The sequence below is a fragment of the Methanomassiliicoccales archaeon genome (assembly GCA_029907465.1).
GTDB lineage: Archaea > Thermoplasmatota > Thermoplasmata > Methanomassiliicoccales > JACIVX01 > JACIVX01.
Window position 1 is genome coordinate 99,235 of sequence record JARYLV010000004.1, and the last position, 26,533, is coordinate 125,767.

Annotated in this window: 25 protein-coding genes and 2 tRNA genes; 18 read left to right on the plus strand and 9 right to left on the minus strand. The window is 43.3% G+C overall.

Features of this window, described 5'->3' with window-relative positions:
- Window positions 1–18 precede the first annotated feature (18 nt).
- Window positions 19–786 carry an SDR family oxidoreductase gene (locus tag QHH00_02855; GenBank protein MDH7508324.1) on the minus strand — a complete coding sequence of 256 codons (768 nt, stop codon included), beginning with the start codon at window positions 784–786 and terminating at the stop codon, window positions 19–21.
- Between the two features lie 185 nt (window positions 787–971).
- On the opposite strand from QHH00_02855, the gene QHH00_02860 reads away from it, so the two are divergent.
- The gene (locus QHH00_02860; protein ID MDH7508325.1) at window positions 972–1,925 is read left to right on the plus strand and encodes an NAD(P)-dependent oxidoreductase; all 954 of its coding nucleotides are present in this window, start codon (window positions 972–974) and stop codon (window positions 1,923–1,925) included.
- 77 nt (window positions 1,926–2,002) lie between these two features.
- Here the strand turns inward: QHH00_02860 and QHH00_02865 are convergent, their stop codons facing one another.
- Window positions 2,003–3,211 (minus strand): cation:proton antiporter, encoded by a 1,209-nt coding sequence (locus QHH00_02865; protein MDH7508326.1) that lies wholly within the window; start codon window positions 3,209–3,211, stop codon window positions 2,003–2,005.
- Between the two features lie 289 nt (window positions 3,212–3,500).
- Here QHH00_02865 and QHH00_02870 point away from each other — a divergent pair, with 289 nt between their 5' ends.
- From QHH00_02870 to QHH00_02885, 4 genes are all read left to right on the plus strand, one after another.
- A complete protein-coding gene (locus QHH00_02870; protein ID MDH7508327.1) occupies window positions 3,501–4,031 on the plus strand; it encodes an inorganic diphosphatase in 531 nt (176 codons plus the stop codon).
- A 173-nt stretch (window positions 4,032–4,204) separates the two neighbouring features.
- Window positions 4,205–5,158 (plus strand): substrate-binding domain-containing protein, encoded by a 954-nt coding sequence (locus QHH00_02875; GenBank protein MDH7508328.1) that lies wholly within the window; start codon window positions 4,205–4,207, stop codon window positions 5,156–5,158.
- A 28-nt stretch (window positions 5,159–5,186) separates the two neighbouring features.
- A complete protein-coding gene (locus tag QHH00_02880) occupies window positions 5,187–5,843 on the plus strand; it encodes an ABC transporter permease (GenBank protein MDH7508329.1) in 657 nt (218 codons plus the stop codon).
- Entirely contained in the window at window positions 5,816–6,574 is a 759-nt protein-coding gene (locus tag QHH00_02885) for an ATP-binding cassette domain-containing protein (GenBank protein MDH7508330.1), read from the plus strand. The genes QHH00_02880 and QHH00_02885 overlap by 28 nt, the downstream gene beginning before the upstream one ends.
- A 172-nt stretch (window positions 6,575–6,746) precedes the next feature.
- Here the strand turns inward: QHH00_02885 and QHH00_02890 are convergent, their stop codons facing one another.
- The 3 genes from QHH00_02890 to QHH00_02900 all read right to left on the minus strand — a co-directional run bounded on the left by QHH00_02890 (window position 6,747) and on the right by QHH00_02900 (window position 10,695).
- Window positions 6,747–8,012, minus strand: a complete 1,266-nt coding sequence (locus QHH00_02890) for a hypothetical protein (protein MDH7508331.1) — start codon at window positions 8,010–8,012, stop codon at window positions 6,747–6,749.
- Between the two features lie 287 nt (window positions 8,013–8,299).
- On the minus strand, window positions 8,300–9,397 hold the full coding sequence (gene proB, locus QHH00_02895) for a glutamate 5-kinase (GenBank protein ID MDH7508332.1): 1,098 nt from the start codon (window positions 9,395–9,397) through the stop codon (window positions 8,300–8,302).
- Complete coding sequence (locus tag QHH00_02900; GenBank protein ID MDH7508333.1) at window positions 9,394–10,695, minus strand: glutamate-5-semialdehyde dehydrogenase; 1,302 nt, start codon at window positions 10,693–10,695, stop codon at window positions 9,394–9,396. Before QHH00_02900 ends, proB begins: the two co-directional genes overlap by 4 nt.
- Window positions 10,696–10,879: 184 nt before the next feature.
- On the opposite strand from QHH00_02900, the gene cimA reads away from it, so the two are divergent.
- Window positions 10,880–12,454: a citramalate synthase gene (gene cimA / locus QHH00_02905; protein ID MDH7508334.1), complete on the plus strand. Its 1,575-nt coding sequence runs from the start codon at window positions 10,880–10,882 to the stop codon at window positions 12,452–12,454.
- A 437-nt stretch (window positions 12,455–12,891) separates the two neighbouring features.
- On the plus strand, window positions 12,892–13,449 hold the full coding sequence (gene trmY, locus QHH00_02910; GenBank protein MDH7508335.1) for a tRNA (pseudouridine(54)-N(1))-methyltransferase TrmY: 558 nt from the start codon (window positions 12,892–12,894) through the stop codon (window positions 13,447–13,449).
- Between the two features lie 1,054 nt (window positions 13,450–14,503).
- On the opposite strand, the gene QHH00_02915 is transcribed toward trmY, so the two are convergent.
- Window positions 14,504–14,578 (minus strand) — tRNA-Glu (locus QHH00_02915).
- Window positions 14,579–14,779: 201 nt separating this feature from the next.
- Between QHH00_02915 and QHH00_02920 the strand changes: the two genes are divergently transcribed.
- A complete protein-coding gene (locus QHH00_02920; protein ID MDH7508336.1) occupies window positions 14,780–15,304 on the plus strand; it encodes a hypothetical protein in 525 nt (174 codons plus the stop codon).
- Here the strand turns inward: QHH00_02920 and QHH00_02925 are convergent.
- Window positions 15,273–16,073: an NAD+ synthase gene (locus QHH00_02925; GenBank protein ID MDH7508337.1), complete on the minus strand. Its 801-nt coding sequence runs from the start codon at window positions 16,071–16,073 to the stop codon at window positions 15,273–15,275. The two genes, QHH00_02920 and QHH00_02925, sit on opposite strands and share 32 nt — an antisense overlap.
- A gap of 113 nt (window positions 16,074–16,186) precedes the next feature.
- On the opposite strand from QHH00_02925, the gene QHH00_02930 reads away from it, so the two are divergent.
- The 6 genes from QHH00_02930 to QHH00_02955 all read left to right on the plus strand — a co-directional run bounded on the left by QHH00_02930 (window position 16,187) and on the right by QHH00_02955 (window position 21,691).
- Window positions 16,187–16,993: a carbon-nitrogen hydrolase family protein gene (locus tag QHH00_02930; GenBank protein MDH7508338.1), complete on the plus strand. Its 807-nt coding sequence runs from the start codon at window positions 16,187–16,189 to the stop codon at window positions 16,991–16,993.
- A gap of 45 nt (window positions 16,994–17,038) precedes the next feature.
- On the plus strand, window positions 17,039–18,271 hold the full coding sequence (locus QHH00_02935) for a cation:proton antiporter (GenBank protein ID MDH7508339.1): 1,233 nt from the start codon (window positions 17,039–17,041) through the stop codon (window positions 18,269–18,271).
- Window positions 18,268–19,608 carry an NAD-binding protein gene (locus tag QHH00_02940; GenBank protein MDH7508340.1) on the plus strand — a complete coding sequence of 447 codons (1,341 nt, stop codon included), beginning with the start codon at window positions 18,268–18,270 and terminating at the stop codon, window positions 19,606–19,608. The genes QHH00_02935 and QHH00_02940 overlap by 4 nt, the downstream gene beginning before the upstream one ends.
- A 71-nt stretch (window positions 19,609–19,679) precedes the next feature.
- A tRNA-Ser gene (locus QHH00_02945) sits at window positions 19,680–19,780 on the plus strand.
- A 392-nt stretch (window positions 19,781–20,172) separates the two neighbouring features.
- Complete coding sequence (locus QHH00_02950) at window positions 20,173–20,670, plus strand: hypothetical protein (GenBank protein ID MDH7508341.1); 498 nt, start codon at window positions 20,173–20,175, stop codon at window positions 20,668–20,670.
- 1 nt (window position 20,671) lies between these two features.
- Window positions 20,672–21,691 (plus strand): homoserine dehydrogenase, encoded by a 1,020-nt coding sequence (locus QHH00_02955; protein ID MDH7508342.1) that lies wholly within the window; start codon window positions 20,672–20,674, stop codon window positions 21,689–21,691.
- A gap of 390 nt (window positions 21,692–22,081) precedes the next feature.
- Here QHH00_02955 and QHH00_02960 read toward each other — a convergent pair whose 3' ends face one another.
- Window positions 22,082–22,297: a helix-turn-helix domain-containing protein gene (locus QHH00_02960; GenBank protein ID MDH7508343.1), complete on the minus strand. Its 216-nt coding sequence runs from the start codon at window positions 22,295–22,297 to the stop codon at window positions 22,082–22,084.
- A 398-nt stretch (window positions 22,298–22,695) separates the two neighbouring features.
- On the opposite strand from QHH00_02960, the gene QHH00_02965 reads away from it, so the two are divergent.
- The 4 genes from QHH00_02965 to QHH00_02980 all read left to right on the plus strand — a co-directional run bounded on the left by QHH00_02965 (window position 22,696) and on the right by QHH00_02980 (window position 26,110).
- On the plus strand, window positions 22,696–23,634 hold the full coding sequence (locus QHH00_02965) for a hypothetical protein (protein MDH7508344.1): 939 nt from the start codon (window positions 22,696–22,698) through the stop codon (window positions 23,632–23,634).
- 43 nt (window positions 23,635–23,677) lie between these two features.
- Complete coding sequence (locus tag QHH00_02970; GenBank protein ID MDH7508345.1) at window positions 23,678–24,151, plus strand: hypothetical protein; 474 nt, start codon at window positions 23,678–23,680, stop codon at window positions 24,149–24,151.
- Window positions 24,151–25,263: a PIN domain-containing protein gene (locus QHH00_02975; protein ID MDH7508346.1), complete on the plus strand. Its 1,113-nt coding sequence runs from the start codon at window positions 24,151–24,153 to the stop codon at window positions 25,261–25,263. The genes QHH00_02970 and QHH00_02975 overlap by 1 nt, the downstream gene beginning before the upstream one ends.
- Window positions 25,264–25,987: 724 nt before the next feature.
- A complete protein-coding gene (locus tag QHH00_02980) occupies window positions 25,988–26,110 on the plus strand; it encodes a hypothetical protein (GenBank protein ID MDH7508347.1) in 123 nt (40 codons plus the stop codon).
- Window positions 26,111–26,346: 236 nt separating this feature from the next.
- Here the strand turns inward: QHH00_02980 and QHH00_02985 are convergent.
- Window positions 26,347–26,533: hypothetical protein (locus QHH00_02985; GenBank protein ID MDH7508348.1), on the minus strand; the 187-nt coding region annotated here is incomplete at its 5' end.

A 26,533-nucleotide genomic window follows, 5' to 3' on the forward strand; every position in this document is an offset into this window, starting at 1 on the left:
TTGATTATAGCACTTGAATCACATGATCGAATATCCGCCGTCTACGGCAATTACTTGTCCTGTTATGAATTTCGAGGCATCAGATGCAAGAAAGACAACAGGTCCTTTCAGATCGTCGTCTTCGCCTATCCGTGCGGCGGGCGTTAAGTTGATGATGTCGTTACCCCTTCGCTCAATAACTGATTTGGTCAAATGAGTTTTGAAAAAGCCAGGGGCGATTGCGTTAACGCGGATATTGAAAGGAGCCCATTTGACAGCAAGATCCCTTGTGAGTGCATCGACTCCTCCTTTTGATGCCGTGTAATTAATACAATCAATGATTCGATTGCCGAGAGTACTGAGTACTGAACTGACATTGATGATGCTCCCTTTTCTGCTTTTGATCATCACCCTTCCTACTTCTTGGCAACATATGAAAGTCCCTGTAAGATTGACATCGATCACTTTTTGCCAGTCGGACATTTTCATTCTTTCAGGCGGGTCTGCCCATGCAATACCTGCGCTATTCACTAGAACATCAATTTTTTCAAATTTCTCAAGGGTCTTTCTCACGAGATTGCGCACATCCTTTCGAAATCGAACATCACAGCTAACGGCGAGTGTCTCGACACCATGCTTCGCGACTACGGTTGCCGCCTCTGCGCACCTATCATAATTGCGAGCACAAAGAACAACGGATGAACCTGCTTCCGCCAGAGCCGTTGCCATTTGGAACCCAAGACCCATTGAACCTCCTGTTACCACAGAGACCCTACCTGAAAGATCGAATAATTCGTTTACTTTCATTTCAAACACCCCCCCCTTTTTACTCATTTTCACAGCTCTCTGTTTATCAAATAGTTACATTCTTTCCTATCGGATAATGTGATCCTAGCGATTAAGTCTTGGATTTTTTGGGCTTTGACATTTTAAATTCTTGAACGAGTTATTTTTATTATGACCATGGTTCACTATTGTCTGTAGGGATACGCATGAAAATGGTATTCACGGAGCTCAAAAGTCATGCAGAAGAGATCAAAGAAACCTTTCGAGATGATGAAGTGATAATTTATGATCGTCCTTTGAATGACGATGAGCTTATTAACGCTGCAAGAGGGGCTGAGATCCTTTCAGTTTTTATTTATTCAAGAGTAACAGAAGAAGTCATCGATGCGCTTCCAGACCTTCGGCTCATCGTCACAAGGAGTGTTGGTTTCGATCACATTGCAGCGAAGCATGCGTTGAGCAAAGGGATAGCTGTTTGCCATATTCCCGACTATGGTTCTCATGTCATCGCCGAACATGTCTTTGCGCTGCTGCTTGCTGCAGCAAGAAAGATTCCGTTTGCAGACATTTATGTTAAAGAAAAAAAGAAGTTTGACTTCGAACAGTTCCTCGGACTTGAGCTCAAAGGAAAAACACTAGGTATCATAGGAACGGGTAAGATTGGAGCAGCGGTGATGAGCATTGCTTCAGGATTTGGGATGAAAATCGTCGCTTATGATGTCTACGAAAATAAGTCATTGCAGGCTAAGTATGGATTTCCCTATCTATCTCTTGAGGAACTTCTTTCGATTAGCGATTTCGTCACGTTGCACATTCCTCTTACACCGAATACTTATCACTTGATCAACAAAGACACTATTGCCAAGATGAAGAAAGGAAGCATTTTGATCAATGCATCACGGGGTGGGGTCGTTGATAGCCTTGCACTCAAAGACGCTCTTGAATCAGGTCATTTATGGGGTGCAGGAATTGATGTTTTGGAAGACGAAACACATCCTGAGCGCGATGTTCTGTTGAGCGCCCCTAATATTATCATAACTCCTCATTCCGCTTTCTACACGAAGGAAACTTTGCAAAGAATCATTCAAACGACAATCGATACGATAAGATCATACAAAATGGGCAATACGATCAATAAGATACCTATGGAATACCTGTAGAGGCCTTATATAGTCCCAAAAGTTCACATCTACTTGGGTTTAATCAGACGTGTTTCTTTTTATGTTTTCAACTTCCCTTATTTAGATACTCTCATCGATTTGCCGCTCGCCGTGCGCCGGAAAGTGTAAGTCAGCAATGGGGGTGCGATCAATGTTGTTAAAAGAGACATGGCGACGACGACAGAGAACATACCAGAGGAAATTGAACCGATGCCCAAACCCACCGAGGCGACTATTAATCCAACTTCTCCCCTTGGCGACATGCCAACGCCGATAACCGTTGCGGACCTCCTTCCCAATTTGTACGCTCCAAGTCCGCACCCAACGAATTTTGTTATGATCGCAAGTGCGGTTATGGCGAGTGATAGAATCGCGACTTCGGCGAACGACGCTATCTTAACGGATATGCCGATGTAGAGGAAGAAGAAGGGAACGAGAAACTCGTTGATCGGTTCGAATTTTTCGGCAACTGGCATGGTATCGCTGAATTCAGCGAATACCATCCCGGCGAGGAAAGCACCGATGATCGCTGCGAGACCAATGTATGATGCAAGTGCGGATAAGCCGAAGCAAAGAATGAGGGCCAATGCAAGCGGACTGGAGCCGAATCTGATCAGTGAACTTCTTGAAGTTCTTTCTTTGATCTTTACTCTATTTCTTGCTTTGGGCAACAGGCCTGTGCCCACGTAAATGACAGCGAGAACAAAGAGGACCGCAAGGACGGCTACAACGAGCGTATCGATAATATTCAGTGTGCCGCCGACTGCAATACCACTCACAATCGCAAGGACGACCATTCCGAGAATGTCATCTATAACTGCAGCACCGATTATCACTCTGGACTCGATTGTGTGTGTCAGCCCCATATCTTTGATGACACGCGCCGTAATTCCGACACTCGTCGCAACCATTGCCGCACCGATGAAAAGCGCCTCCACCTGCGGGTGCCCGAGCGAAATGATCAGGAGGTAACCAAAAGCGAAGGGAAATATGACGCCCAGGATTGCGACGAGGGTCGATGTCCGCCCCACTTTCTTTAGTTCGCTAAAAGGTGTCTCGAGACCGATTGTGAACAGAAGGAAAATTACGCCCAATTCTGAGAAAACACGAAGGACTTCAATGTCCGTTTCAAGATGAAGGGAACTATAGAGAAATGTATTTCCAATGATGATCCCAGCAAGAATTTCGCCCACGAGAGGTGGGATTTTTACAGACTCAAAGAGCAGGGCAAATATCCTTGCCATGAGAACGAGAACAAATAGTTGGAACAAGATGAGGTCGATCAACAGAGCACCTCTCGATCGCCTGGAATCAAAGATATTTGCCGTATCAAGTGTTTCCGTATATGAATCTTATCTAACTGAATTAAGAAAACTAGCAAAGCTGTGCTTTCGCGCATGGAGACCATCTATTCATGTTATCAGCATTTCTCGGGAGTTTTGGACAGACTTTTTTTTACTAGCAAGATATGAATCAAATGATCTCTCAGTTCTTTCCATAGCAATTATAAAATATTCTTACCTCATTTTTTTATTGATATTCAATTCAGAAGGTTCAATTCAGAAGGTGTTTCTGGTGTCTCTTTGGAAAATGGTCCCGTCTGGCAGAGATCCGCCTAGGATCGTAAATGTTATTGTCGAGACACCCCAGGGGAGCAAGAACAAGTACGAGATTTCAAAAGAGTACGACTGCATCCTCCTCGATAGGGTTCTCCACTCCAGTGTGGTATTCCCAGTCGCGTATGGTATTATACCGCGAACCTACTACGACGATGGTGATCCCCTAGACGCGATGGTCATGATCAGTGAGCCCACATTTCCGGGATGTGTGGTCGAAGCAAAACCAATCGGATTGCTGAAGATGATCGACGAAAAAGGCCAAGATGATAAGGTCTTAACAGTTGCATTGGGAGATCCAAGATATAAAGAATATCAGCAACTGGAAGATCTTCCTCTTCATTATTTGAATGAAATTGCGGAATTCTTTCAGACATATAAACGATTAGAAGAAGGAAAGGGAACGAAGGTTCTCGGATGGGAGCGAAGGGAAGTTGCCATTGAAGCGATCAGCAAGAGTCTTGAGATGTTCAGAAAAAAATTTAGGTAGTCATTGCAAATCCATTCATGATTTCAAGCACGAAAGAGTATCAATCTTACTTCTTGTCTGTGTTCTCAACAAGTTTAGTGAATAGATATCATTAGTCATTAAGAAAATGCATCCGTAAGGGATATATAGGAAAATGCCGTTAAGCTTCATTGAGCATATCGGTTGGGGGTAAAATGAAAGGTAATAGACTCACAATCGTAATTGTCGTTATTATTATTGGCGTGCTAATTCTAGCTGCAGCCCCGCTTGCGTTACACCAAAAGCACACACTCCGCATAGCGACTACAACGAGCGCCTATGACTCCGGTCTCCTTGATCACATTTTGCCTGACTTCGAAAAGCGTTACGACTGCAAGGTTGACGTTATCGCTGTCGGAAGTGGTCAAGCAATGGAGCTTGGCAAGAATGGGGACGTGGATGTACTCTTTGTGCACTCACCAGATGCCGAAAATCAATTCGTGAAAGATGGCTATGGGGAATTCCGACGGCTTGTGTGCTATAACCAATTCGTTATCGTTGGGCCGGCGGAAGATCCCGTGAACGTTTCACAGGCGAGTAGCGCAACAGAAGCATTCTTGAGAATATATCAAAATGGTACAGCCGGTGATGCAATCTTTGTTTCCAGAGGTGATGGCTCGGGGACTCATATTAAAGAGAAGAAAATTTGGTCCTTGTTAGGTTTGAATACTTCTACTTTCAGTAATACTTGGTATTTGAGCACTGGTCAAGGTATGGGAGCTGTGCTCGATATCGCCCAACAAGAACAAGGATATGCTATATCAGATGAGGCAACCTTTTATAAGAGAAAAGAAACAGGAATAATCCAAGACCTCGAAATCTTGTTTAAAGGAGACCCAATTCTTTACAATCAATACAGCGTAATTCCAGTCAATCACACACGGTGGCCCAATATTAATTACAAACTTGCAATCGACTTTGTGAATTGGATCACATCACCTGAGATCCAGGAGATGATCGGAAACTTCACAGATGCATACGGCCACAAACTCTTCGTGCCAAACGCGGGTCCTGGCACCATCACATTATCGATTTCGCACATCGCAGAGATTCAAATCCCACCTCAGAAAGAAATAACTGGTGGAAACCTATATCGCCTAATTTCATGATACGCCGAAAGCCGCTCGGAGGATTTGCATGGCAGATATAATTTCTTACGACGTTCTGCAAGTCACATTCCTTTCGCTTTATGTCTCTGGAAGCGCTACGATACTCGGCTCGCTCATAGGCATACCTCTCGGGGCACTCATCGGCCTCAAGGAGTTTGGAGGAAAGGGCCTACTCAAGACAATCACTTATACGATGTATGGTTTCCCGCCCGTCATATCGGGCCTATTTATTTACTATCTCTTTTCGAGAGGTGGCCCTCTTGGCTCGTTCGGCATTCTTTTTACACCCACTGCAATGATTTTGGCACAGACATTACTTGTTGTTCCTTTGGTTACCGGTGTGACGATATCTGCTGTTTCCGAGGTGGACAAGAGCATTAAGAATACAATTCTTTCGCTCGGAGCAAGTAACCGCCAGGCAACTCTTACAATTATTAGAGAGGCATGGGTCGGCGTTGTCACGGCCGTCATGATTGGATTTGGCCGTGCAATAGCAGAAGTCGGTGCTGCTTATATGGTGGGAGGGAACATTGAGGGGAAGACGAGGGTCCTCACAACAGCTATCATGCTCGAGACGAGAATGGGCCATTTTGAATATGCAGTCGGGCTCGGCGTTGTGCTTCTCATCGTGGCATGTGGAGTTTTCCTGTTCATGAGATGGATCCAGGAGCGCGAGATGCTTTGAAGGCGATTTTGAGAACCGAGGGACTGACCAAAGAGTATTCGGGAAAGGCTGTTGTGTCAGATGTCAATCTAGAGGTAAGGGAGGGCGATATACTGGGGATCATGGGACCAAGTGGCTCTGGGAAATCGACATTGTTCAGGCTTATTAATCTCTTGGAGGTCCCAACAAGAGGGAGGATTTTTTTTGAAGGCGAAGAAATCAAGAGTTTAAGTCCTCTCGCCTTTTTAATAAGAAGGAAAATGGCACTCGTCTCTCAGAAACCAGTCGCCATGAACCGGAGCGTTTTCAATAACATTGCATATGGATTGCAACTCAGGGGCTTGAATCCTGAATCAATCGAGCAAAAGGTGAGTTATTACCTTGAGAAACTTGGTCTCATGGAGAGCAGGGACAGAAATGCACGATCGTTATCTGGAGGGGAGATGCAGCGTATGTGTTTTGCTAGATCCGTCATCGTTGATCCCACGCTCTTGCTACTTGACGAGTTCACGGCAAACTTAGACCCAACAAACATTGCAATCTTGGAAAATGCCGTTAGAGATTTCATTTCACAGGGCGGAAAAGCTGCAATCGTCATCACGCACAATCCTTTCCAGGCAAAGAGACTGTGCAATCGTGCGGCATTGATGATCGACGGAAGAATTATTGAGGAGGGGGAAACGTCAAAAATCTTCAACGATCCTGCTGACGAGAGAACAAGGGCATTTATCAAAGGCGAGATGATCTTTTAATTTTTATAAAAACATTAATGGAAACCGTTGTTTTGAATATCCATTACGGTAGTAGATTTCTATTTCGAGTGCCTGGCGATGTTGCAAAATATTGAAATAAATAGGTATCGCATTGAAAACGAAATGTCCGAGTGATTTTTCAGACACAGCGGTCTGTCATTTTTCTTTTCAGTCATTTTTTCATTTTCATTTCCTTTGACTTGATCTCTAGATATATCCAACTGAATGAAAAAATTCCAATACTCGTCACCAGTAAATCAAGTGCGATAGCGATCATACTTGAATGGAACATTATAATTAGAATGATCTGCAAGGCAGTAAAAAATGAGAAAATGGCAACATATACTGGATTCTCTATTGCAAGCCCGTAATTCATGAAAAGACTTGAAAGGCCAAAAAGAGTCATTGCAATTCCAAGAATTGACAACGCTGGAGCAGCGTCTATGTAAGCGCCGCCATAAAGCAAATTGATGATTTGAGCCGGTGCTATTACGTATAACGCAGCAACGATGCCTGTCATTAGCAAGGTGTAGAAAATCGATTTTCTCATGACAGTCGTTGTATCCTTGTTCTTTGTGTAGTATTCAGAGACTCGGGGAAACATCACGGTTGAAACAGCTCCTGGCATGAACCAAATCACCTTGCTAAGGATTGACGCAACAGTGTACAGTCCAGCGTCATGTGGACCCAGATACTGCCTCGCGACAAAAACATCAATGTTGATAAGAATTGAAAAACATACAACGGCAATAATCGCCTTGAAAAGATATCGTTCCACATTTGAGAGATCAGGTTTCTCAGTGAGACTTGCGGGTTTAGTGAAATAATCTCTGATTGCGATCATTCCAACCAAAAATGTGAAAAAAGTGCCGATAATGGCGCCACCGAACGCGCCATTTATTCCAAATCCAGCAATAACCAGAATGATACCAAAGCCTAGCTTTGTGAGAGGTCCTGAAATGCCACATAATGCTGATAAGTGGAATCGCTGGAGGCCTTGCACCGTTCCGTACCCCGTGGGGCTCATCATCACAATGATTGTTCCCAACATCAGCATGAATAATGGGACGCTAGACGACAAAGAAATAAACCGAGTTATCGATGGTATTGCAATAAGTATCCCAATGGACATCAAGATCCCCGCAATCAACGAGATCAGGAGCGTTTTCCGGACGAGCCAGGCAATCACGCTTTCCTTGTTGTCTGCTTTGTATTTTGAAACGAATCTAACCATAAATGCAGCAATTGTTTGAGTGGGTACCGAGATGATGTAAAAAATTGACAAGAGTGCATTCAGCTCCGAGTATCCTGCGGGCCCAAGTTGACGGCCCATGATGATCTGATAGAAATAATCGCATCCGCCGCCTAGAATCGTCGCCACGAACATAAGGAGAACGGGACGAGCGAATCCCTCGGTAAAGGTAACATTCTTGTGCAACGGGCAAAGGATAAGCGGAATATGTAATAATCTTTCTTGAGCGGTCTCCTAGAGGATTTTATGTGAAAACGGGGGATATCGGGAAAAATCAATGTCACTGGACGAATCAGAAATTTATTTCAGTACTTAAAAAAACTGCTTTTTACTATTCCATCGAAGAGCTATCTCGATGAGAATTGATACCCTAGTAAGATTATAAAAATCGAGGCATCCTGTCCCATCAGCAACAAGCCGAACACAGTTCTGGTAGTCTTTCGTTCTTCATACGATTAAGAATAACTCACTGCTCAATCTAAAAGAACGATATTCTCGCTTTCAACAACTGCTTTTCTGATTTTGCTCGGATTTTCTTGCGGTTTTTCACAATTTAGGGATGACATCATTGAAGTGATCTCAGCAGAAGAAAAGTTCACAATACCCTTCGCAAAATTACCAATTCTGACGACGTCGCCCTTTTTAAAATTCCCTTCAACGGTCTTAACGCCGCACAGAAGCAAACTTTTTCCCTCTTTAACTGCTTTTTCAGCGCCTTCATCGATAACAATCTTCCCCCTTGGACACGCAAAGAGTATCCATCTTTCTTTAATTGTGTACTTTGGTGTCGCGGTAAAAAGAGTCCCGATTTCTTCGCCTTCAACGATGCGGAGGACAACATTCTGAAGCCTTCCATTCGCGATGACCATATTGCAACCTGACTGCATCGCAATCCTCGCTGCAGCAATTTTTGTCCGCATCCCCCCGACTGATCGCTCGCTTTTCTTATCACCAGCGATTCTTTCAATGTCCCTTGTTATTTCATCAACGACGGTCAGAAGTCTTGCGTCGGGATCGAAGTTCGGATTTCTATCATAGAGGCCGTCCACATCGGTGAGGAGAATCAGAAGATCAGCATCCATATTTGCAGCTACAAGTGCCGATAATTTATCGTTGTCCCCGAAAACTTCGTCAATTTCATCAGTTGCAATCACGTCGTTTTCGTTTACGATTGGGACCACGCCGAGTTTGAAGAGTTCTTCAATTGTCTTGCGCAGATTGAGATATCTTTTTCTATCAGAGAAGGCACCATAGGTCACCAGAATCTGCCCAACAGGCTTTGCATATTTTGCGAAGGCAGCTCTATATGCAAGCATCAATATCGCTTGGCCAACTGCAGCGCAGGCTTGCTTCATTGCAATGTCTTTGTTTTTTCCATTGAGATTTAACTCAGTCGATCCTGAACCGATTGCTCCTGACGTTACGATAATCGATTGGATACCTTTTGATTCAAGCTCCACGACCTGCCTTGCTATCTCCGCGATATAATCATGATCGACTGTCCCATCTTGCCGGCAAATCGTATTCGTTCCGATCTTGATGACTACGCGTTTTGGGTTCAGGTTCCTCATACTAGTCTCCTGTGAATAAATTTCTTGGCGTTCTTGCCGATATAATCGGCGACGACCTGTCCGTTACCGATAAGTCGGTATTTATAGATGACAAGACCCTCAAGACCAACTGGGCCTCTTGCGTGCGTCTTATTTGTGCTGATACCCACTTCCGCTCCAAGTCCGTATCTATACCCATCAGCGAACCTTGTTGAGCAGTTCCACATGACACTCGAAGAATCGACGAGTTCCATGAATCGCTCTGCCTTTTCCTTCGATGCCGTGATAATCGCATCCGTGTGGTGTGAGCCAAATTTATTGATGTGATCGATCGCTTCTTCAAGTGATGAAACAATCTTGATGTTCAAAACTAAATCATTATACTCCATTGACCAGTCCTTTTCTGTCGCTGTCTCAGCCTCAATGATCTTTCTCGTTCGTTCATCGCCCTTTAGCCTCACACCCGCCTTTTCAAAAAGCAATGCCATTCTTGGCAGAAATATTGGCGCGATCTTTTCGTGGACAAGAAGTGTTTCCATCGCATTGCATACCGCTGGATATTGCACCTTGGCATCGTAGCAAACATTCAGGGCCATTTCTAAATCTGCTTCGTCATCAACGTAGGTATGACAAACGCCAGAAGCATGGCCGAGAACTGGGATCCTCGTTGATTCTTTAATCGACCGGACGAGTTCATTCGATCCTCTCGGTATCACAAGGTCTATGAGATCATCCAACTTGAGGAGCTCTTTGATCTCTTCTCGTGTCGATAGGAGCTGTACTGACCCCTCAAATCGCTCGTCTACGGAAAGAAGCGCGCTGTTAATCGTCTCCGCAAGAACCTCATTTGTGTATGTCGCCTCGGATCCCCCCTTCAGAATTACCGCGTTTGATGTTTTAATGCAGAGAGATGAAATTTGAACAAGTGCGTCAGGTCTTGATTCAAAGATAACGCAAATCACCCCAATGGGACACGTCACCTTTTGAAGCAGCAATCCATTGTCTAATTCAATCATCATTAAAGTCTTTCCGACTGGATCTTCAAGATTGACCAAGGAGTTCAATGAAGCAATCGACTCCTCAATTTTCTGATCATCGTATTTTAAACGTTTAATCATCGGTGAAGGCAGATTCGATTCCTCTGCTCTTTTTAGATCTAACAAATTGGCGGCAATGATTCTGTCTTTTGATGCCTCAAGAGCTCTTGCAATAGCGTGAAGCGCCTGGTTTCTGATCCTGATTGGGATCCCTTGGACACGAAGAGCTGCTTCTCTTGCTTTGTGAGCAGCAGAAACTACTGTACTTTCACTTCGTTCCATGTTGAGCGATAGCATTTATCATGTTATTTTAAAGATTTCGATGTTGAATCAAAAACTAGCGAATCTTCTTGACTATGAAAATACGAATAATTCAGCTCATTGATCACATATTTTATCTATCACTTTCAAAATTATGTTTCCCTTATGACGTTCGACTCGGAGATGAACAACCCACGAAGAAGGGATTTATTTATCTGTTGATGTTGAATTATATGATACCACATTAAGAGATGGCGCGCAGGCTGAAGGCGTCTCCTTTTCTACCGAAGATAAAATTGATATCCTAGAGCGTCTGGATGCTTTCGGCATCGATTTTGTCGAAGGAGGAATTCCTGCATCAAACCCTAAGGATGCTGAGTTCTTCCAGAAGGCAAAAAAAATCGAATTGAAGCACACAAGACTCGTCGCATTCGGTTTCACGAGAAAAAAAGATTCCCGGGTCGAAGATGACCCAATGATTAGATCGCTCATCGAAGCCGATACTGATTGGGTCTGCGTCGTTGGGAAGTCTTGGGACTTGCACGTGGAAGAGGTCTTATCTGTTCATACGTCAGATTACATCAAGATCGTTGGCGAAACGCTTTCCTATCTCAGATCCAAGGAGAAAAAGTTGATTTTTGATGCTGAACACTTTTTCGACGGCTGGAAGGAGAACAGGACTTTTGCGGAAGAAGTCCTTGAAGCTGCTGAAGAAGCCGGTGCTGAATACATTGTGCTTTGCGACACCAACGGTGGTTGTCTTTCTAGCGAAGTCGCAGAAATCGTTGGTGAAGTTCGAAAAAAGGTCAAGGTAAAACTTGGCGTTCATATGCACAACGACTCGGAGCTAGCAGTCGCAAATTCGATAGCCGCTGTTGAAAGGGGGGCGGTTCTCGTTCAGGGAACTGTAAATGGATTTGGAGAACGGTGCGGAAATGCAAATCTTTGCTCCCTGATTCCCGCACTTGCGTTGAAAATGAAAAAGAGATTGTCTATCAAAAAAATCAATGAATTGACATCCCTATCATCTTTCGTCGCAGAGGTTGCGAATTTCATTCCGGACTCGAAACTTCCATATGTTGGTTCAAGTGCATTCGCCCACAAGGGTGGAGTGCATATAAACGCAGTACTGAAGAATCCAAGAACATATGAGCACATTGACCCTACAGTTGTTGGAAACCGTAGGAGACTGTTAGTCTCTGAGCTCACTGGCGTATCTGGGCTCATGGCTAGATCGCACGATCTCGGCGTTTGCGATAGAGCCGAAGCGAAGGTGCTGCTTGAGACATTGAAGAGGATGGAACTCGAAGGTTATCAGTTCGAAGCGGCGGAGGCAAGCCTCGAGCTCCTTGTTCGCAGGTTGAGAAATGAAGTTAAGCCACGCTTCAGACTTGGTGGTTTTCGTGTTTTGGTAGATGTTTCGGAGGGGTCGACGAGATCTGAAGCTATCGTCAAGGTCATTGATCCAAAAGGCGATGTTGAACATACTGCAGCAGAAGGCAACGGACCGGTGAACGCTCTCGATCGCGCACTGCGGAAGGCGCTTACAAGATTCTTTCCAGAGATCCGTGAAATGAGGCTTATCGACTACAAAGTTAGGGTCATTGACACAAAATTGGCGACTGCGGCGAAGGTTCGAGTCCTTATTAAGTCTACTGACGGAAATAAAACATGGACGACGATCGGCGTGTCAACGAACATCATCGAGGCGAGTCTTATGGCTCTTCTAGACTCAATCGAATATAAGTTATTGGAAGAAAAGGAATCGAATGAGTTGTAGGTTAGGAGACACTGACGAAAGAGCGCATGGTGCAGGAGCACAAACACCGTTAGGTCGTCAGCTCATGCTCTGGTCGTTTACAGACTAACCCGAAAACTTGGGTGAACGAAAGAAACTCGTCTAAACTTTCTAAGGGTTTTATTGAAACTGAAGCATTGCATATGTCTAAAGGAATGGGAAATAACAGGATAGTCCGCCAACCAAATCTAGGAACTGATCTCAATATTGATGGCATAAAAAAATCCGCATCCGTTTATGATCTCGGAGAGTCCATGATGGCCAGCAGGCAATAACAGACTGTATTTGATGTGTTGCTGGAACAATTTGATTAATTTCTTTTCCGTGGTTTGCTTTTCAATTTTTTTTCCTATAGCAAATCGATACACTCAAAGGGTTGCATTATAGTTATAATCAAGGCAATGGATAGCGGCGATTAAATGGTAAGGGAATTCATACTTTATTCACGAACTGGAAAAACGGATGGGAATTTCAAGGATCTTTATGAAGCTGGAAGGCTCGATGTCGTTCATCAATGCATCTTAATGGCGATTTACGAATCTTACGCATCAAGAAAAGATGTGATTTTTCACGCAATCTTGAACGGTCCTCCAGACCCTCCAAAGGAACTCCTCGTCGAGAGCAATCAACTACAGGATGCCCCGCCTCAGGAGAGGAATTGGGAGAATCTCATTAAAAAGGTGCTCTCGGGAAAGTCCCATCCTGGAATTACTGTGAAGAAGAATAGTTTTCAAGCCCTCATTAAAACTAAACGCAATGTATTTGTCCTCGAGAAAAAAGGCAAAGACATTTGGGAAATAGAAATTGGCGAAGATCCTGTTTTCGTTTTGGGCGATCAAATCGGGCTTCCGAAGAACGAGGAAAGATTCGCATTGAGAAGGGGGATAAAGATTTCTCTAGGGGAAAGAGAATACACATCAGCGCAATGTATCTGCATTCTTAATTATGTTCTAGATCGCCTTGAGAAGTCGTCGTGAGAGATTATTGAATCGTTAATATTCCAGATTTCTATTTTGTCGGACCAATGAGTATTTTCATACAATCTTCTGTGTTTGAACAAAACACCATTCAAGGTCTTATGATTGTACCCTCGTAATGATCTTCATCAGATTCGAGAAGACAATTGAATTCAAAAAGATAACGAAAAGACATGGATTTGATCTTGCTTCTTCGCAATATTCTTGATGGCCCCATTGATAAGATTTGGACTTGGAGGTTGGCCTAATTCGCAGATTTTGATACCGATGAAAGGTATTTTGCTTGGTTTTAGTTAGTGATTGATCTGCAAATTGCAAGCTAGAGCTTTGACAGATCTCGTCACTAAGAAATCTATTGTCTAAAGGCGGGAATGGGATCTTTTCCCCCTAACGAAATTGATAGTATTTGTCGCGTTATAGTGCATCATGATTTTTTTGCAAATAAAGAGCTGAAAAGTGCCACCGTTCTCTTTTATTAATTGGAATGCATAGAACACTAGAGAACATCACATGTCGCTTCTTATCAAACATAAATGCAAAAGCGAAAGAATGGGGCTCGATGATCCAAAATTACCGAATAAGAAATACATCAATATTCATTATGATGGCAAATGAGGATGCAAAGGCATAATCATGACCGGAATTCGGAGAAAAAATGTGTTCAAGTTCGTTTTTTGGTCTATTTGCAAGTGTAGAAAATACGCCTAACATAGCGGTAGACCGTTCGATCTCAAAGCATCCCTTTGAATTCAAATCATAGATATTTTTCTCTGTTCAATTTCCTGCTAAAATTCCTTAATTGAGCGCCCCCTCTTTTAGATCATTGTTTGCCACTTATTTGATATAAGTTTGGAAGTAATTATGGCGATAAAATATCAACGAGGTTGCGGTACGAGGTTGCAGTATTTGGTGTCTAGTATAGAATTTGAAATATGCGACGAGTGATTCATAGACAAATTCTGGATAAGACGGAAACGCAGTTGACATAAGAGACTATAAACAGCGTGTTAAAAAAATCGGCTATACCAGAGAGAACCTGGACATGAACAAAAAGTGCTCCCGCCGGGATTTGAACCCGAGTCGCGGGCTCGAGAGGCCCGCATGATTGACCGGACTACACTACGGGAGCACCGAAGCGCCAATAAGATGGCCTTTATTAAAGCTTTTCATGATATTTATGGCACTCTTGATGATCGAAATATGCCCAACTTGAAATTCTATATCGTTATCTGTAACCCCCGTTGAAAAAATGAAAAATTTACTTATCTCGGTGTTCGACGACATACGAATGCAAATGTTTCTTATTGTACGAATGCATAGGATGCTGGCGATGAACTCAACTTGCCGATTTTATTATAGCAAAAAGCCGTATGCTCTGAATCTTCTGATAATGCTCATTGGTGAAGTACTGATTTTCTATTTTGTTCTAATCCTTTTCGGCATCGATTTTATCGTGCTCTCTTTGGTCGTGACTCTCGAGGTGATGATCCTTATTTTATTTGGCATAACGCCATTGTTGACATACCACGAGATTCTCAACGATCAACTGGTTCTCAGAGTGGGTTGGATATTTAGGGGAAACATCCCTATCGCAAACATTGAAAGCGTTGAGCGAATTGAAAAAGGTCCAATAAGGACTGGTGTTTTTTTCAGGCTCAACCGACCTGAGCTATTTATCACATCAAGGAGCTACGATTTGATCGGTATTAAACTTAGAGAAAAACAGAGATTCCTGTGGGCATTGGGAAAAAAGGCCAACAAGATAATTTTTGATGTTCTCGATACAGACGCTCTGGTGGATCTGCTAGAAACACATCTGAAATCTACTCACGCCAGTCGAGTCCAAGTGTTCTAATTCCAATCTTTGGGATTAAAGGCATCTTTCTCTTATGAACGGTTGACCTATGCATTTTCCATATCCGTTCAATAACGTGTATTGGTAGTCCCGTCCTCGCTGAAATCTCATCGTTCGATAAGTTCTTTTCAAAGCCAAGCAAGATCCGATCGAGATCGGTGTAGGAGATACCGATCTCTCCTTCATCAGTTTGTCCGGACCATAATCCTGCAGTTGGTGTTTTTTCAAGGATATTCTGTGGAATACCTATTCTTCTTGCTAGCTCTCTCACCTGCGTCTTGTACAGATCGCCTATTGGGCAAAAATCAGAACCACCATCACCAAATTTCGTGAAATAGCCAATTAAAAGTTCGCTCTTGTTGCTCGTTCCCATGACGATCCTCTTCCGGAGGTTTGCCTCATGATAGAGAACAATCATTCTGCAACGTGCCATGATATTGCCAATTAGTTCCTTCCTGTTTAGATCTGAAAGAATTTTCTCAAATCCTTCAATCGCAGGTGAGATGTCGACGATTTTCAATTCCATATTAAATTTTTTGCAAAATTCAATCACGTCCTGTTTGTCTGAAGACGGCGAAACACTGGTAGGCATAAAGAGATTGAGCACTTTTTCCGAGCCAATTGCGTCGGCACACAATTTAGAGACGACTGCTGAATCAATACCCCCACTCAATCCAACGACGACACCGTTTCCACCGCTCTCTTCAACCTTCTGGCGAATAAAATCCTTAATGACTAGTTCAGTATCCTCAGCTAGTTCCGGTCGCATTGACGATATAAATAGAATTCTGATAAATAAGTGCTTTCAAGAAACCGGGGGGAACTATTAAAAGGCTATCAAAAAGATGATATGAGTTCAGTATAATTCCCGGAGTCGGAAAAATGAAAATCGTATTGGCACAGGTGGCTTCTCACGTAGCGGATAAGTCAAAAAACATTCAAACAATTGAAAGAGTCGTCAAAAAAGTTGACGCAGACCTCGTAGTTTTTTCAGAGACGTTCCTGACGGGATATATGTGCAGGGATTTGTTTTTTAAAGTTGCAGAGGGAATCGAAGGAGAAAGCGTTAGAAGGATTAAGAAAATTGCTGAAGAACATTGCTGTGGTATTCTGTTTGGAATGCCATTGCTTGACGAAAACCTTACGTCGTTGGTCAAGAACAGCGCGGTTCTCGTCTCTCCAGATGGATATGTGCAAAGGTATGACAAGCTCTCACTTGCAAATTTTGGGCCATTCGAGGAAAAACTTTACTTTTGTCCCGGTGACGCTCCGAAGTTGTTTGAACTCAATCGCGTGAAAATCGGACCGATTATCTGTTATGATATATTCTTTCCAGAAATTTCAAAGTATTACGCGACTCTTGGGGCAGAGGTTATTATCTGTATCGCAGCTTCCCCCTATACATCAAAACCATACTTCGAACGCGTCATTCCTGCGCGGGCAATTGAGAACACGGTATACGTCATTTATGTCAATCAAGTGGGAACGCAGCTGAACCAAGTCTTTTTTGGAGGGAGCCAGGTGGCGAACCCCCGCGGAGACATAATCGTCAGGAACAAGTACTATGATGAAGATATAACTACTGTTGAAGTTGATCCTGCCGAAATTCGTCTCGCTAGGCAAATGCGCCCAACATTACGGAATACGTTTGAACTGAGCAATATTCTCTATTCGTCCTCTCGAGAATAATCTCGTTTAGAAGAAAAGAAAAATCATTAGGCGAGGAATTGACCAATGATTGAGGAATATTACTCCCTAGTCATAATCGCTCTCATCGCGTTTATCACACCGCTTTTGTTAACGCGTACGGGGATCCCAGTCGTAGTCGGAGAAATCTCTTTTGGCCTGATTGTCGGCGCCGTGCTTTATATTTTTGATACTTTTTTTGGTGTTAGGCCCCTCGTATTTGGCCCATCTGTTCAATTCCTAGCTACAATCGGTCTTATCTTTCTGATGTTCCTCTCAGGTCTCGAAATAGATTTTAGTCAAATTGGATCAGCAGGGTTGAGAGGATTCTTAATTGGGATAATCATCTTCGAACTCACTCTCATTTTAGCCCTTCCCCTGGTCTCCCTATTCATCGAAACAATGAATTTCAGTGTTGAACCTTTTTACATGGCTATCATCCTTTCGACGACATCAGTTGCTGTTGTACTCTCTGTTATCCGCGAGATGAGGATTTCCAGAACATCGTTTGGACAGCAAATTCTCGTAATAGCATTGATTTCTGATATCGGTGCAATGCTTCTTGTTACCGTCTATGCAATCAGGATACAAATCATCCAATTCGCGGATTCCCTATTTGGCACTATATCAATGGTCATACTGGTCGTGATTTTCTTGACGTTCTTCTTGATTTATAAAATCGGTTCACTTGCAATCTGGCATCATCCAGACCTACTCAAGAAATTCTTCAAATCTGACGATCCCCATGAAATCGGCATTCGAGCATCACTTGCGATCATCTTTATATTCGTCGCAATTGCGGGAATCGTTGAATCGGAAGCGATGGCAATTCTAGGTGCTTTTCTTGCTGGTGCGGTGATTTCCCTTCTATTCCAGGAAGGCGCATTGCTGACAAAGAAATTGTATGGAATTGGATACGGCTTTCTCATCCCTATCTTTTTCATCAATCTTGGTGCAACATTCAACTTCGATGCAATTCTCAATGTCCGCGCACTCGCATTACTTCCAGCTCTCATTCTGATTACGATCATTGTGAAGATAATTCCATGTATTATCCTTTCGAAGAGAAGTGCCATGAAGGGCAGTTTAGCTACCGGTGTCCTCTTGACTGGTGGTTTGACGCTCATGATTGCTGCCTCTGAGATCGGGCTGAGGATTGGGATTCTGGATCAAATGACTTACTCCCTGATTATACTTGTGGCAATTATTCTGGCCGTTCTTTCCCCTACCCTCTTTAAATATCTTTTTAAGAAATTCAGACTTGGGGGCGAAATGCGATGAAAATCCTCCTCATTGGCTCTGGAAAGGTTGCTGAATTTCTTGTGCGCTCAATGCCAAACGTCACTCTCGTTTCTAGCGATTCAAATCTTATCTGTGATTTGAAGAATTCATTGTCGGGATCGCAGATCATTTGTGGAGAATGCGATGAGGAGGAGACACTTCAGCAAGCGGGAATTCATGACGCGGAGGTCGTCATTGTCGCATTTGAGGATGATGATGAAAATCTGAGGGTTGCGAATATCATAGAGAGGTATGGTCCAAGAAAAATCCTTATAATCGTGAAAGATCCATCAAGCATCCCGTCTTTTCACAAATATGGGTTGGAAAGTGTTATCTGCCCGCTAGTGGAAACAGTCAAAAGGATCGAGAATATCGTCTATCCACAATCTCAGAAAGTCTCGGAAATCATTGTCTTTGAGGAATCTGAATTAATTGGCAAGAAATTGATGGATATTGAACTGCCAGCAAATACGACGATCATTGGCGTGTTGAGAGGACATTGCCTGATCTCGGCGGAAAGAGAATTAATGCTTCAGAAAGGAGATCATATAATACTCTGCACACTCGGCATTTTGCCACCAGTCATGGAAGAAAAACTATTTGGGAAGGGGAAAAAACCAAAGCCTTTTGCGAAAGTCATCGCTGCTATTAATGACAAATATGATCTCACAAGCGTGCTCTCCGAAGCGAACTATCTCGCTCATTATACGGGATCAGAACTGGTTGTGGTGTCAACAGACGAGAGGATTGCTGAGATGGCGACACGCGCTCTTAGGAATTCTGGCATCGACTGGACGACAACGATTCTCGAGAAATCCAACATGATTCAATCATTCTTTAACGATTCAGTGATGTCGACAAGTGAGGTATGTCTTGCTATTCGGCCTGGTGATCTGTTCTTCAAGGAAGTGAGGAAGTTATTGGATAATCGAACTTCATATTCTGGTTTTCGGGCGGTACTGCTTTGCAAAGGTGTGTTTCCATACAGAAGGATCCTTACTTTGTTTGACGGTTCTCCTGGATCTGAAAAATGCCTTGACATTTCTATCAGGGCGGCGATCAACCTTAACTCGGGACTGCATGTCATTTTACCAATTGACTTGAGGCACGAGTTTGAGGACAAGTTCCTACATTTAAAGAGAGTCGGGACGACATACGGCGTTGAAGTCAGTGAGGAACCGGTCGAGGGAAACCTCATGATCGAAATCGTCAGCCGGATCAGGTCTGGTGAGTTTGATCTGTTTGCATATGCGATCAGCTCAGGGGCCATTAAGAAGGACATCTTGAATCGCATTTGCGCCGAAGCGCCAATCAGTGTTTTAATCGTGACGGAGTAGCTCTCAGATATTTTTGAATTCCTTCGAGAAGCAAATTTTAAATGGTGAAAGGCGGTAAGGAGCTGGCAAGTGCCGAGGTGGCCCAGTCCGGTAAGGCGCGAGCCTGGAGTCGCCTTCCGATAGTTAGCTCGTGGCGCTTTGCGCCTCGGGAGTTCAAATCTCCCCCTCGGCGCTCATCATAGTTTTTCACCTTAGACTTTAACCCTCGACGATCGTAAATAAGGATAAGGGAATGAAAAGTCACCCAGACGGATTTCTTGTCTCCGAACTTTACAAAAAATCGCCTCAAATAGGGGTGAGTTTCAGCTCATGGATACATACGGTTATCTGTGAAACACATTGAGAAGCGGCAGCGCACGAGAAGCAAGCTAGGTATCAAGGAAAAATTGGACTTGTAGTTTAGGTCTGACTGCCAGGACTCGGCGAATATCTCTGCTCATATCCTCAAACGCAAAGATCAATCAGTAGAAAAAGCTTAAAATCCGAGAGATTTTCGAGAGAGAATGCTATATAGTATCACGCATAGATACACCCGCAAAATGTTGCACCATCGGAGGTCTATTATTGAAAGTCAATGTTGATCTTCGCCTCAAGGATGTCCCAGGGCAGCTTGTCCTTGCACTTGAACCAATTTCAGCAAATGGTGGAAATATCGTGGGAGTGGTCCACCACAGGGATGTCGTCGTGGGTGGACGTATCACTGTGAACGTGACCTTTGAGATCAAATCAGACAAGATTCTTGAGAGAATTCTCGAAACTTGGAAAGAGAGAGAAATTGATGTCTCTCGTTTAGGCTCGATTTATGAAACTATTTCATTCGAGTACTTACTTGTTGGTGATATCAGTACAAGTGAGTTGAATGGTGTCGTGAAAGAGATCGAGTCAATGGAAGGTCTTGAATCGATTAATATCAAGTATTCTGTTTCACATCTTTCAGATGGAAAAGCGGCGTTTCTCATTGGAAAAGTGAGGAAACACGAAACTTTGGAGAAAATCGAAGAATTGCTTAATGAGGAAGCGCATGAGCGCAGATTCCTTGTAATCAGAAGTCTGGAGGATTAGTATGGATATTTTTATCGCTGGTTTCGGAACAGTAGGCCAGGGTATCGCAGAAGTCATTAAGGAGAGGGCAGCCTGGTTTGAAAGAAGATTTGGCGAACACGTGAGGATCGTTGGCGCTCTCGACTCATCTTCTTTCGAGTTTTCAAATGATGGCCTCGATCCCGAACTACTCATTCAAAGGAAAAAAATGAAAGGTCGCGTCGGCACGAATGAGTTGAAGGACGAGTCCTCCTACATTATTAGGCGATTCAATTACGATGTCTTAGTGGAAGTCACGCCCACGAACATATTAACTGGAGAACCTGGCTACTCAAACATTCTCACAGCCCTGGAATCGGGCAAAGATGTTGTCACCTCTAACAAGGGTCCGCTGGCTCTTAAGTTCTCAGAACTGATCAAGACGGCTGAAAAGAATCAAGTTCAGCTAAGGTTTGAGGCGACCGTCGGAGGGGCAACGCCAGTGATCAATCTTTCGAGGGAGATTTTAATGGGGGAGAAGATCAATTCCATCAGAGGTATTCTCAATGGAACCTGCAATTTCATTCTGCACCGCATGAGGGAAGAAGGGCTCCCGTTTGCTCAGGCATTGAAAGAAGCGCAGGAAATCGGCATTGCTGAAAGAGACCCGACATACGATATCGAAGGCGTTGACAGCGCCTGTAAGGCTGCGATCTTGGCAAATGCGATATTCAATCTCAATAAGACCTACGAAGACGTGAAGCGACGGGGAATCAGCGGTATCACCGAGGATGCGATAGCCCTTGCTGCGGAAGAAAGGAAAGTTATCAGATTGATTGCAGAAATTTCCAGCAAGCGGCTGGAGGTTTCCCCGAGATTAGTTCCTGTTGGGCATCCTCTGAGTATAGGTGGCACATTGAACATCATCCAACTTTCAACCGACCTCGCTGGAGAAATCACAGTTGTTGGAAGGGGCGCGGGTAAGTTTGAGACTGCAAGCGCAATTCTGAGCGATCTGGTTGCGTTGATGAAGGAGAAGTCGACTGGAGGAAAGTCGAGTTGATCAATTTTCGCCAGTAACTGGCGTATTTGGTTCTAGATCTTTTCCACGTTCACCTTTGAGGATTGCGAAAATAATCTGCGACGCTTTGGGCTTACCCTTTCTCTCATCGATATGAACGCACTCTCACGCATTATGCCAGGAATGTTCATGTCCATTCAATTCAATAGCAAACCTTGCCGAAATGACTATCTGGTTCGATAGTGAGAAACCATCTCTATCGGCATATCATTGTGGCCCAAGCCTCTCATTAGGAAAAATCTTTGCTAGCAAAATAGTTGTCTTCGCAATTGTTCAGTGGTCCCCTCTCTTCATTTACTGATCTATAAGGTCTTGGAAGTCTGGGCAACCAAACAACATTGTTTTCGATACCAGGAAGATAAAATTGTTCTGTTAGTGCTCTGATTTCATATTACTCTTGATATTACATTTGTTCTTGTCCGTGCCCACGTCGATGCGACAAGATTCGCAATCATCTTTCAAAACTCTCGCAATGGTTGTGTGCGAGACTCTCAATTCTCTTGCGATTTGTCTGTAGCTCAATCCCTTTAGGCGAAGTTCAAGTACCTTTTTTACATCGATCGATGCTTTTGTTCTTCCCAATGCCATTCCTCCCTTTTCAATGAGTCTCTCATACCTTTCCTTGATCGCTAACTGCCAATTCTCTGATGATCTTACTGGTGGGCCGATATATAACGAAGTGCGCTCATCTCTTTTTCAGTTGATCGGTTCTATCGTTTTAATAGATTATCCTGCCCGTTTGCCAGTAACACTATGTGGTACATGTCGATTGGATCCAGTTTTTTGGGAAACAGCTTTGAGGAGATCAAAAATTTTCCATAGTGCTTTAAGGCCGTCGCCACTGACAATGAGATGATTGGATTATACAGCCTCTATTTTTCCATATATCTAGAGACTCTTTTTTTCACGTAATGACCTGCAGGAAAACTCGCTTAGAAGATTATAATATCCCATACCCCAAATATCATATTATTGATGGTGAGGAAATGACTTACGAGATCGAACTCATATCTCCTGAAGAGAAAGATAGGCTTTATGAACAATATCAAGATAGATTCCTGTATACAAGGAAAGCGGAAATCTACGGCTGTTGCATTAAGCTTCTCACAGATCTGGAGCATGTAAAGGAAAGATGGGAAGACAATTTTTATACGATGAGTGAAAACGTTCGATCGCATGGTCGTATCATTGTTCTTGAAGAAAAAAACGGAAAGCCCCTTGTAAAATATGATCCTATGACAAAAACTGCATTCCTTTTCAACATCCAATACTATGGATGGGTGAAGAGCATCACGCTAGCCGTGGCGGGCGATGTATTAGAAGATGAACACAGAATTTATCACGTGCATGGTGCCGCGATTGATATCAAAGGGCGTGGTGTTTCAATCATAGCACCATCTAAAACTGGGAAAACGACCCACTCATGGGGACTTCTGAGGTTGCCGGAGGCCCGCCTTGTAACCGATGACTGGTACTTCGTTAGACTATCAACCAAAAGGCCGCTCGCCTTTGGATCTGAGAAGAACTGCTATGCTGAGGCGGATATCGGGCAAGTTTGGACAGAGTATCAATCGCTCATTGAAAGATCCAAATTTGATGACAAGGGACGGGCTATCGTCAATGTTCGTTGGGTTGTCGGGGACGGTGGCGTCATCCCGATGACATCGATCTACTATATTGTACTTCTAAAGAGGGATAGAAACGATCCCACAATAATCAAGGGACTTGACCCTGAGGAGGCACTCGATTATCTGCTTTCCAATGATTTGTGCAATCCTCACCAGCTTGTACGCGACAAAAGGAAAATGAACATTCGAACGAACTTCTTCAGAAGACTGCTTGAACAGTCAAAGGTCTACATAGTCAATACCACACAGACACCTCAAGAATCTCAGGACATCATCCGAAAAGCAGTTCTTCAATAATGATTATTCATAAGGAATAGTCGTTCAAAGCGGTGTGGTTGTCATGAATGTGCTAATTATGATGACTGGTCGCAGCGTTTGGGGGGGATTTAATTCGGTCTGGGCTATTATCCGAAAACATGGCTTTATCCCAGAAGTCATCTACATACTCACTACGCAAGAAGAAAGTGAAGAAGCCAACATTTTGGAAAAGATGCTGGCAGTTTTGATAAGGGGACATGGTCTAATTCCAAAGACATCGATTGAGGTTATCAAAGGTGATGAGATTAGGGAAGTTTCCGAGAGGGTAAGGAAAATCGCTAGGGATCACAAAGAAAAAGGAGATAAGATCGCGCTCGACGTAACTCCTGGTAGGAAGATTGTTGTGCTAGGATCGGTCTTCGCCGGATGGAGCAAAGAGATATTTGATCATATTTTTTATTTATATATGGATTCACTCTTCAACGCGAAAAGACCCTATCTTCTCATTCCCATATCGACGCAGCATCTTCATGAGATCATATCGGAGGTCAAGTGATGAACACGATCGTATGCAAGGATTTCCTGATGGCTGTTATGAACAATGCACTTTTGCAAGAAGTTGATAGATTCGTCGTTCATTCAGACCTTCTGGATTTAGATCTCCTGAAAATTGATCTTCGCAAGAAAAGGATAGAACGCGTGGTAGAAAGGAACGACTTCGACGAGGCGACCTCACAAATCCGTAGTAAACTATCAACCGAATACCTAAGGGAAGAGATACCTGACTATTCGGATCTGAAAGAGGTCTTTCAAGGATCCCTGCAAGCTCCATTGAATCTCGAAGACTTATTAGTTGAGCTCGAAGAGATCGAAAGAAGGATGTGCGATCCCCTAAAGTACCCGCGATTGAAATGCATAGGGGTCGATACGAATATCGCCTACAAACGGTTGCTAAGCAGGCTTCGGTTTCATCGTAATTTCCGACGTTTGGATGACAAGGGCAAATCAAAGAATGTCCAAATATTGGTGCCAATGATAGTTCATTCAGAAATTTCGAAGAGGATAGGAAGAAAATATTCTCAAAAAGAAATCGCGGAACTTAGTAGGGCTCTTGGAGATCAAACACTGATGAAGTCGTTCTTCAACTGTTGCTACATGTCTGGTCGGAAAGCGCTCAATGCGCAAACAGAACTGAAGGTTCTTAGAGAGCTCTATACCTGTATTGACATTGTAGGTGGAGAATTCTTCGAGGACAGAGAAAAGAGGGATTCTGAAATCGTAAGAGCCCTGGCGAGCCATTGTGATGGGCAGAAGCTAGATGTTGTCTTCTTGACTGCCGACGATAAGTGTAGGGCACATGCACTCGCACACAAGATCAGTTCATTATGGATGAACTATCCCCACGATATTGAAGAGAACTGCGAGTTTGACGAGTGGCTTATGGTGGAATTTCTGTACGATCTGGCGGTCGTGTTTGGTGTGATTTCATTTCACGATCTAGGTGTGAAAGTCATGGGAGACTGGAGTGGGAAGACGATGAATGATTATTATGCGCAGAAGGTGAAGATAATCGTTGAAAAAGGGGCGTCACTTGAAATGGATCTTGAGCGCGATTTCAAGATTCTTGCCGAGCTTATGTGCATGTTGCAGACAAGCGATATCAACTAGGCGACTTACGTTGCCACGGCGGACCACCTTCTCAACATATGACTGATTTTTGTGGTTTGAATCACAACGAAGCAATTCATCACGCCGTCAATCAGCTTTCAGGTTGAATGGAGCTTCAGGCAATCCTTTCATTCCGCGCGAAACGGCTTCAAGGGCATTCAGAACGGAGGCAGTAGAGAACTTATGGTGAGGAGTCCCCGAAGAAAAAGATAAAACGGTGGGGAAGTTGGAGAAGGTCCACGGGGACTCCCCAATATAGAAATATCAAAAGGATTAGAAAAAACTTTTGAGAGACGCAAGGCAGACAATGGATAGGAGTTCCAAATAATTCGTTTTGGGACTGACGAAAATGCTCAAATTTCGTATGTTTGACAATTATTATGTCGTCTCTTATTAATCAAAATCTCTTAATATGAAAATCCGTTTCGAGAGGAATGAGGGATTCCTTTTTTTTCGTTTCCGTCATCTTTATTCATTTGAATAACTCTTCAATTCCATAACCGCAGATAAAAAAAGCGTAAGTCTTCAGAATGGAAATGAACAAATGTTAATTCAATGAATCAGAAAGGTATTATTCTTGGAACGGTTCGGAGCCACTGTATTTTAAACGGTTAACCAAAAGATTTAAGAAAGGGAACGTTTTTCGCCGACAACTCACAAAGAGAGGTCTTATTGGTGAAGAATCAAGGCGATGCATTCATCGATATACAATGGAGGCAATAAGATGATCGAGAGTGAAAAATCGGCTAATCCCTATGAGATCAAAATCGTTGAAATTATAAAAACAGCTTTGGCCTTAGTTTCTCCATTCAGCGTTGAGCTGGGTCTTGTCATAATCTTGACCTAATCAAAATCTCTTGAGGAACCTGTTTTCCAAGATATAGTAGATCGGTTCATTCGATCGGAATCTGATTGGAGCAAATGATCAGGAGGCCAGTGTGCTAAAAACCACATAAATAATCAATCTGTCGCGAGAATAATTCAGCAATCATTTTAGATCCTGTAGGTTCTCAGATAATTCGTCTGCGCACGAGTTAAAAAAAGAAAAATTTAATAAATAAAATATTATAGAATATCGCCAGACTAATAGCTATTGCCCTGTATTCCAAGCAGTAGCTCGAGTTCTGTGATATGTTCTTCTTCTTCCATCAAGATGTGACGGATATCGTGTTCGAGCAGGTAATCGTAATACTTGATTTTCTCCTTCTTAAGTTTCTCCAGAATTGCTCTATAAGTATCGACAGCCATTTTCTCATCTTTGAGGTTCTGC